7 protein-coding genes are annotated in these 7442 nt (G+C 68.0%); 4 read left to right on the top strand and 3 right to left on the bottom strand.

Annotated features, from left to right (window positions below):
- On the bottom strand, positions 1 to 904 hold a 904-nt coding region (locus ACWIHY_RS39385; RefSeq protein WP_454381483.1), incomplete at its 3' end, for an ice-binding family protein.
- 724 nt (positions 905 to 1628) lie between these two features.
- Between ACWIHY_RS39385 and ACWIHY_RS39380 the strand changes: the two genes are divergently transcribed.
- Together ACWIHY_RS39380 and ACWIHY_RS39375 are read left to right on the top strand one after the other, a co-directional pair.
- Positions 1629 to 2066: a hypothetical protein gene (locus tag ACWIHY_RS39380; RefSeq protein WP_454381482.1), complete on the top strand. Its 438-nt coding sequence runs from the start codon at positions 1629 to 1631 to the stop codon at positions 2064 to 2066.
- A 137-nt stretch (positions 2067 to 2203) separates the two neighbouring features.
- Positions 2204 to 2611: a thiol-disulfide oxidoreductase DCC family protein gene (locus ACWIHY_RS39375; protein WP_454381481.1), complete on the top strand. Its 408-nt coding sequence runs from the start codon at positions 2204 to 2206 to the stop codon at positions 2609 to 2611.
- Positions 2612 to 3074: 463 nt separating this feature from the next.
- Here ACWIHY_RS39375 and ACWIHY_RS39370 read toward each other — a convergent pair whose 3' ends face one another.
- Positions 3075 to 3452: a hypothetical protein gene (locus tag ACWIHY_RS39370; RefSeq protein WP_454381480.1), complete on the bottom strand. Its 378-nt coding sequence runs from the start codon at positions 3450 to 3452 to the stop codon at positions 3075 to 3077.
- Positions 3453 to 3705: 253 nt separating this feature from the next.
- Here ACWIHY_RS39370 and ACWIHY_RS39365 point away from each other — a divergent pair, with 253 nt between their 5' ends.
- Entirely contained in the window at positions 3706 to 3915 is a 210-nt protein-coding gene (locus ACWIHY_RS39365) for a hypothetical protein (protein ID WP_454381478.1), read from the top strand.
- 864 nt (positions 3916 to 4779) lie between these two features.
- Positions 4780 to 5490 (top strand): chaplin, encoded by a 711-nt coding sequence (locus ACWIHY_RS39360; RefSeq protein ID WP_454381477.1) that lies wholly within the window; start codon positions 4780 to 4782, stop codon positions 5488 to 5490.
- 353 nt (positions 5491 to 5843) lie between these two features.
- Here ACWIHY_RS39360 and ACWIHY_RS39355 read toward each other — a convergent pair whose 3' ends face one another.
- Positions 5844 to 5996 carry a hypothetical protein gene (locus tag ACWIHY_RS39355; RefSeq protein WP_454381476.1) on the bottom strand — a complete coding sequence of 51 codons (153 nt, stop codon included), beginning with the start codon at positions 5994 to 5996 and terminating at the stop codon, positions 5844 to 5846.
- Positions 5997 to 7442: the final 1446 nt, after the last annotated feature.

Raw genomic sequence — 7442 nt, 5'->3', positions numbered from 1 at the left:
TTGCGGCAGCAGCGTCATCACCGGTTGCGGCAGCAGCGTCATCACCGGTTGCGGCAGCAGCGTCATCTCCCGTTGCGGCAGCAGCGTCATCACCGGTGGTGGCAGCGTCGTCACCCGTGGCGGCAGCGTCATCACCGGTGGTGGTGGTGGTGCCCTCACACAGCGGTCGGGTAATCACGTTGGTGTCCAGCGTCACGGAGCCGTTACGGGCCAGCGCACGGCCCTCGATGTTCGCCCCCGTGGTGGCACTGATAGAGGTCGAGGCCATGATGGTGCCCACGAAGGTGGAGTCGACTCCGAGGGTGGCCGAACTTCCGATCTGCCAGAACACATTGCACGGCGAGGCGCCGTTGATGAGGGACACCGCGCTACCGGATGCCGTCGTCAGCGTCGAACCGACCTGGAACACCCAGACGGCGTCGGGGTTGCCCAGGGCGTTCAGGGTGAGCGTGCCAGTGATAGCGGCACTGACAGGGGCGTTGTATACGCCTGGAGTCAGCGTCCTACCACCGAGTTCCACCGGAGGATCGTCGGGGAACGTTACGTCCGGCGCTTGCCCGGCCGCATCGTTGTACGCCGTGGTCAGGTCGCTCTGAGCTTGAGCAGCCACAGCATCAGCGACGTGCGTAGCCCCGTTCACGATTCCGGGAGGGAACCCGGTGACGGACGTCCCCGGACTCACTCCGAGGTCTCCGTTGATCACCGAGGGGCCAGTGTTGGTAACTGATTGGCCGCCCAGTACCGCGAAGCTGTCCGCCGTGCCCAGATCTACTGCCGTTGCGACGGCACTTGCCCGTGTAGGCGTCACTGCCACAACGGCCAACGCGACCAGCAGGGTGAGTACCCCCGCGATCCAGGCCGTCATCGTGCGCCGATGCGATGCATCGGCGATATTCAGTCTCATCGAGGAGCCAACTCCTGGGGGATGGTGACGTCCGGCGTTCCTCGTCGAACGGAATCGCCTCTTCTGCCAGCGGCATATTACGTGGGGGCTCAACTCGGGTGGTGATTTACTCGGGTGGTGTTGCCGGAATAATCAATATGCATCAAGAAATGTGTGACCAAAGATTGAGCCGACCGACTGTCATTCATCCGTGCGGTGATTCCGCCCTGGATTCAGTGATACCTCCCGTCATGCCGATCGTTCCCTCCTGCGCGTCGCAGGAGGGAAGAGCCCGCGATTCACCCGAACCAGTGGTTTCTCTCGGCCGGAAGGTGCTTGCCTTAAAATGGAAACAGGTGGCAGTGGGCGTCACCCGGAAGGCGGAGGTCGGCGAAACATCCGCCCAGTCGGATCCGGATTCTCAGGGGCTATGCCTGATGGGGGACAGCAGCACCGGCCGAGCCGCCCCTGCATCTGCGGCCCACGGCCGGAAGGCCACGGGTCCCGCCGCGGACCACTGGTTCGCCTCCGGCTACACGCCCGCCGGCGACATCTGGATCGCCAGCCAGGACATGGGACGCTTCCTGCGTGCCGTGATGGAGGGAAGGGCACGCGGAGCGCGCGGCCGAGCCCGAGTACGACGCCGGCCCGGGCGGACGGATCGGACTCGGGTGGTTCACCCAGCGCCACCGCCGGGCCCCGGATCACCTGGCAGAACGGCGCCACGGGCGGCTCCACCTCATACATGGGCTTCGACCGGGACCGGGCGCTCGGGGTGGTCGTTCTGTCCAACACTGACCGGCCGGTCGACAGCATCGGGCAACAGCTTTCGGCCTCGGTGCCACACCGCAGCACGCTGACGCCACCCTCGTTCCCCTTACCGTCGCGGGCACCGCGGGGGCCTCGATTCCCGCACTCGCCGCTGCGGCCGGAGTCGGGGCCCGTCCGCGGCCGCCGGTTCCTGGACGCCGGGTTCGCCGTGACGGCGCTCGCCCTCACCCGCCAGATCGGTGACTGGCTCGCCGTACCCCCGGCACTGTGGACCGCAGGGCTCGTCCTGACAACCGGTGCACTCATCCTCGACATCGTCCGGCCAACCGCGCAGACCGGGCCCGCATCCACCGGCCCGACCGGTTCCCGGGGCCTGCTGTACGGGCCATGGCAGCGCGGGCAGGGCTGCTGACAGCCGCCCTGGCCGCACTGACCGCCTCCATGCTCTGACCGTGCCCCTACTCTGACCGTGCCCCCGAGCCGGACGCCCGTGATGCCGGACGGGACTGCCCCGGGGACACCAACCCGCATGACATAAGGAGATCCACCATGGCCGAACGTCCGATCCTGCTGTACGACGGTGACTGCGGCTTCTGCACCAGAGCCGTCAACATCGCCGTTCGCCTGCTGGACCCCGACGCCACCGTCACCCCCTGGCAGTTCGCCGACGTCGAGGCACTAGGCGTAACAGCAGAACGGGCCGACCGGGAGATCCTGTGGATCGAGCCCAGCACGGCCGTCGTGCACGGCGGCGCGGACGCAGTGGCGCACCTGTTCAAGCAGGACCGGCGCCGGCCCTGGCAGTTCGCCGGCCGGGCCATGGCCCTGCCCCCGATCAGCTGGGCCGCGCGGCTCGTGTACCGGGCGGTCGCGGTGAACCGCCACCGCCTTCCGGGCGGGACGGTGGCCTGTTCCCTGCCCGCGCACCTGCGGCCCACCGCTCGTGACGGAGCTTGACACCAGGACCCGCGGCCACCACAGCTCGCCAGCAACCACTCGAAAGCGACAGGGAGACAGACCTTCATGAACACCCGCCCGCAGACCAGCTCAGCCTCCGGTCCCGAGCAAGGCGAAAGCCGGTACTCGCCGGCCGTCCAGGTGCTCGGCTGGCTGCTGGGAACTGGTGCACTTCCCTGGCCCTGTCAGGTGACGAGCGCCCCGGCTGGCTGCGAGAGGCCTACGCAGTCACGGCCTTGGTGTTCATCACTGGTGCGGGAGCGATCGCCGTCGCCCGCTTCAGGCAATGGCGCCGCCGCGGCGCCGTACGGTAACGACACGTTGCACGGCCCCCTGCCCATGACGGGCCGGGGGGCCGTGCGGCACAAACTCCCCCGACTTCGCGCCGCCGGTGCCGTTCACCGGCCCTCCCGGACATGGCGAGGGCCCCGTCCGGCGGACGGGGCCCTCGGTGGGACGGCCGCTACTCGGGGGGTGTTGAACTCGTTGGGGGAAGCTGGCGCTCGTCCCGGTAGTCGGTCCAGTTGCAGAGCCACTGCTTGCGCATCGATGCCTTGGCCGCCCAGGGGAACAGGCCCTCGGCCAGCCCCAGGACCCGCTCGGTGATGGTGTCCAGAGCCTTGTCGAACTCAGTGCTGCGGACACTGCACAAGCCTCGCGGGACCTCGAACTCGAAGCTGATCCGCAGAGCCCGCGGCGTGCCGGACCCCTCGTCGTCTTCGTCCTGGAGGATGGGCACGAGCCGGGGCCTGTCATCGCCCAGGGCGTACTCATGGCGCCGGTTGCTCCAGTCGTAGGTCCACTGCCCGCGGACAACGGCCCTGTCCGCCGCGGGAAACACGTCCCCCGCCAGCTCCAGGACCCGCTCGGTGATGGTGTTCAGCGCCCTGTCGACCTTGGTTCCGTGAATGTTGCGCCTACTGCCCTCGGGACACGGAACTCGAAGCTGATGCGTAAGGCATTCGGTGTGCCTTCGGTCTCCGACATGCTCCCCTCCGCCAGTCTGATCAACTGCAGATATTCTGTGAATCTCGCTGGCTTTTGTGAAAGTTGCTCAATCTCGTAGGGAGTGGCTGAACTCCTCGACGGAAAACGTGAACTGCCGCCGGAGCCGATCGTCGTACTGCCAGCAGGCCGAGGCGGCGCAGCACCGCCAGAACGCCGATACGGAGGCCACGAAGGCGCAAAACACCAGGACCAAGGCCGAATTCGCCGAAGGCGCCGCGGTCGAGCGGAAGAACCGGCGCCGTCAAGGCCCGCGACAACGCGAAGGCCGGCGGGACGCCGCGTGGGAGGCGGAGTAGAGATCAAATCGCAGGGCCACGGCTGTACCGATGTCTACCAGTCAAGGCCAACCCAACCTCGAACACACAACTCGTCATGGACGTCTCAGAAACGGCTAACTCGTCAAGCTGCAACGGCGACTTCGACGGGCTACGCGGTCTGTTCGTCGAACAGTTCGTGATGTTGAAGGCAGTGCACCACTTCTCAGAATCGCTTCACCACCGGGCTGAAGCCCGGTGCACTGCAGTTGATCCCGGTAGCCGGCGTGGTTGAGGCGGTCGTTCTTGACCCAGCGGCGGGTGATGCAGGACTTCTTCCCAGAGGCACGAGGATGGGCGCCAGCAGCGAGCGCAGCCGGCCGGCGTCGATCCGGCCTCTGGTTGAGACCGTCGTACAGCGCGCCGTGATCGCACCGGTGTCCGGGCAGCAACGTAGGCTCCACCGTCGAGAGCACCGCACCCGGCGCCGACAACACCGAGTCCGCCAGCTCGAACAGCTCGTCGCCCCCGGACGGTCAGACAGGCGTACAACTCGTCCCGAAAGCGTGACGCTTCCGCGAACGCTTCCCCTACCGCAGCCCTCACGGCTTTCCGATCGGTGCACCTTGGTCGGAGCGCATGACCAGACGAAGGCCGCCTCGGCGTCCGGAGAACGCCCTGGCGAGTGGCCTAGTTCGAGGCACATTTCGACGCCGGAGGTTAAAGAACAAGCTGAGGACTAGTGCCCCGGGGTGGCTTCGAAGACGGCACCCATAACTCTGGCGGCTCCCTTGCGTTTTATGAGGTGCGGGTGAGTGCCCGCGATGATGTCAGGAAAGCAGGGAACCTATGAAATGGGCTAACCGAAACGGTGTGTTCGCCGTCGCCGCATCTGGCGTGATGGCCATGGCGCTCCCGGTGTCCTCCGCCCTCGCGGCCGACGGGGCCGGCGCCGACGCTACGACGGCTGGCTCGCCCGGGCTGCTCTCCGGCAACGCCATCCAGGTCCCGGTGGACGTGCCGGTGAACATCTGCGGCAACACGGTAAACGTCGTGGGGCTGCTCAACCCGGCCGCGGGCAACACCTGCGCGAACAAGGGCGGCGGCGCGGCGAAGGACGGCAGTTCGAAGGAGAGCGGTTCGAAGGAAAGCGGTTCGGAGAACTACGTCGGATCGGCCGCTTCCGGCGGGGCGTCGGCTCAAGGTCTCACTGCGGATTCGCCCGGGCTGATTTCAGGCAACGGCATCCAGCTGCCGGTCGACCTTCCGGTGAACGTATCCGGGAACAGTGTCAATGTGGTCGGCCTGGGCAACCCGGTCTTCGGGAACGAGTCGGTCAACGGCCCCGGAGACCAGCCCCGCCAGCACTCGAACGACCCGGCGCCGAAGCCCCGGGCTTCGAAGCCTCCGGCCCCGAAGCCCTCGAACGACCCGGCGCCGAAGCCCCGGGTTTCGACGGCTCCGGTCCTCGTCCCATCTCAGCACACCCCGGACGCGGCGGCGCCCATGCTGGCCCACACCGGAGGGGACCTCACGGCCCCCGCCATTGCCGGCAGCGCCGCGCTCCTCGCGGGTGCGGTCCTGTACCGCCGCTTCCGCCCCGTCCGTACCCGCTGACCGACGCCGCACGGCCCCACGGGGTGTGCCCCGTTTAGGCAAGGGCTGCGAGCCGACTATGAGGCCCCGAACCGCAGTGCGTGGCGCTGAGGTCAGAGCGGGGCGTCCAGGTAGCCGATATCGGCAAGGCCGGCCTCGGTCGCGGGAGTTGAACTGCAGATTCGTCTCGATCGGCTCCTTCCTGGTCAAGCCGCCGTCACTCTCGCTGTCCGAAGCGTCAGGGCGGCGGTGGCCGCCGTGGCCGACCATTAGCTTCTGGGGCCGGTGGCCGGCAGCAGGTGGCGGGCGGAGCGGCGGCTCCGCAGGGCGTGGAGCAGGCCGAAGGTGACGGCGGCGCCGGTTATGAGGCCGGATCAGATCGCACGGAGCCGAGTGATGCCGGTGCTTTTCCGGCGCTGGTGGTCGGCGTACGCCTCGGTGGCTTGGTCCAGCGGGAGCTGGTAGGCGTGGGGCCGTAGTTCGTCGGGTGGCGTGTGGTGGGTGCGGCGCCAAAGACCTGAGCTCACCTCGCCACCCGCCACCCGCCACCCGCCACCCGCCACCCGCCACCCGCCACCCGCCCACGGCAACGTTCGTGGCGGCAGCGCCTGTACGGGGTTGCAATGACGGGATCGGGACTTTCCCCGCGCATCCCATTCCGGCGCCGGGCCAGGGCGAAGCTTGGTCCTTCCGGGTGAGCCAACGGGCTGTGACTGGCCGGGATGGCCCTTCCGGCGTGCGGTCAGGGAACCTTCTGCGATGCCCGGTCCGCTGTGCCCGCGCGGTGCATGAGTGCATTGCTGAGGCAGTCGAGCGCTGCAAGAGATCTTTGACTATCCGGTCCCTGACGCCATGCGCGGCTGGGAGCGGATGACGCTGTGCCGGGCCATGGACGTGGCGGATGCGTGGACTGTGCCGCCATGCTGATCACCGCGTACTGCCGGCACACCGACCTGGAGCCGGACGCCCTTGAGGGCTGCCTGCGCCCGGGAGAGACTCGGGCACGCCCCTGGCGGGTCTGCTGCGCGAGGCGGCGCCCGCCGGCAGGGAGGGAGTCGGGGCGCTGCGGATGCTGTACCACTGCGGGCAGGGCCGGAGCCCACGGGTCGCAGCAGTCCCATGAGGGCCTGTGCGCCTGGCGCTGAGCGGGCGCCGCGTGACTTGTGGGGCGCAGTGTCGTTAGAAGGGTTGCGTTCCCCGTCGAGGTCGGGCCCCGGAAGTATGGCAACTTCTTCCGGGGCCCATGGCTGTCCAGGCCCAGCAGGACAGGTCAGTCCACGCAGCAACTTCGGCATCGAGTCGCGGGCAGAGCTGCGTTTCCTGAGCGGTAACGGGCCACCTTGCGGGGCGGCCGGCCACCGTCGGGGTGAGGCGGTGTTCGGTGTCGGTGACCCACGCAGGGATCGATGTGGCGGACTGCGCACGGGCCCATCTGGCCGAAGGGCGGCGGTGGCGGGTGGGCCGTCCATAAGCTCGTTTGCGCTCAGATTCGACTGTTGTTTTCGTGGTGGGCCGGCTGCCCCCAGGGTGATTTTGAAGTCTGAGTGATCATGCAGCTGCGCTGGTCAGCTGAGCCCGCGGAGGTCAAGGGGGCGGGTGAACGGCTCGTAGGACATCTCACGGAGTCCGGCGGCGATGGTGGAGTGCCCGGCGGCGCGGCGCTGGTTGATCGGAAGCTGCGGAGGGTGGCCATGTTCTTTGGGCCGTGCCCACTGCGGATGTTGGAAGCGTCCTCGCGGAAGGGGTGGCGCGGACGAAGTGGCCGGTGCTCGATGATCCACTGCGAGCGGATGATCGTCGCCGGCCGTTGCGGGGAAGCTTGCCGGCCAGGTCGGTGATGACGTAGATCGTCTCGCGGCTGCGTCGGCCGGCCTTTAGCCTCGATCGTTCATGAGTCCTCGTCGGTGTGCTGACGGGGACTCTGTGTTTGCGAGGTGCGGGATTTCGGGGGCTGGGGCAGGTTGGCGGCCCGG

This window comes from Streptomyces sp. NPDC055287 (assembly GCF_053646035.1).
Note: the sequence above shows the minus strand (reverse complement) of the source record. Positions and strands in the feature narration are given on the sequence as shown.

What these genes read in the sequence shown, in the direction of transcription:
- ACWIHY_RS39380 (WP_454381482.1), top strand. Translation starts at nt 1,629, where the DNA reads ATGGGCTTCGACCGGGACCGGGCGCTCGGGGTGGTCGTTCTGTCCAAC.
- ACWIHY_RS39375 (WP_454381481.1), top strand. Translation starts at nt 2,204, where the DNA reads ATGGCCGAACGTCCGATCCTGCTGTACGACGGTGACTGCGGCTTCTGC.
- ACWIHY_RS39360 (WP_454381477.1), top strand. Translation starts at nt 4,780, where the DNA reads ATGGCGCTCCCGGTGTCCTCCGCCCTCGCGGCCGACGGGGCCGGCGCC.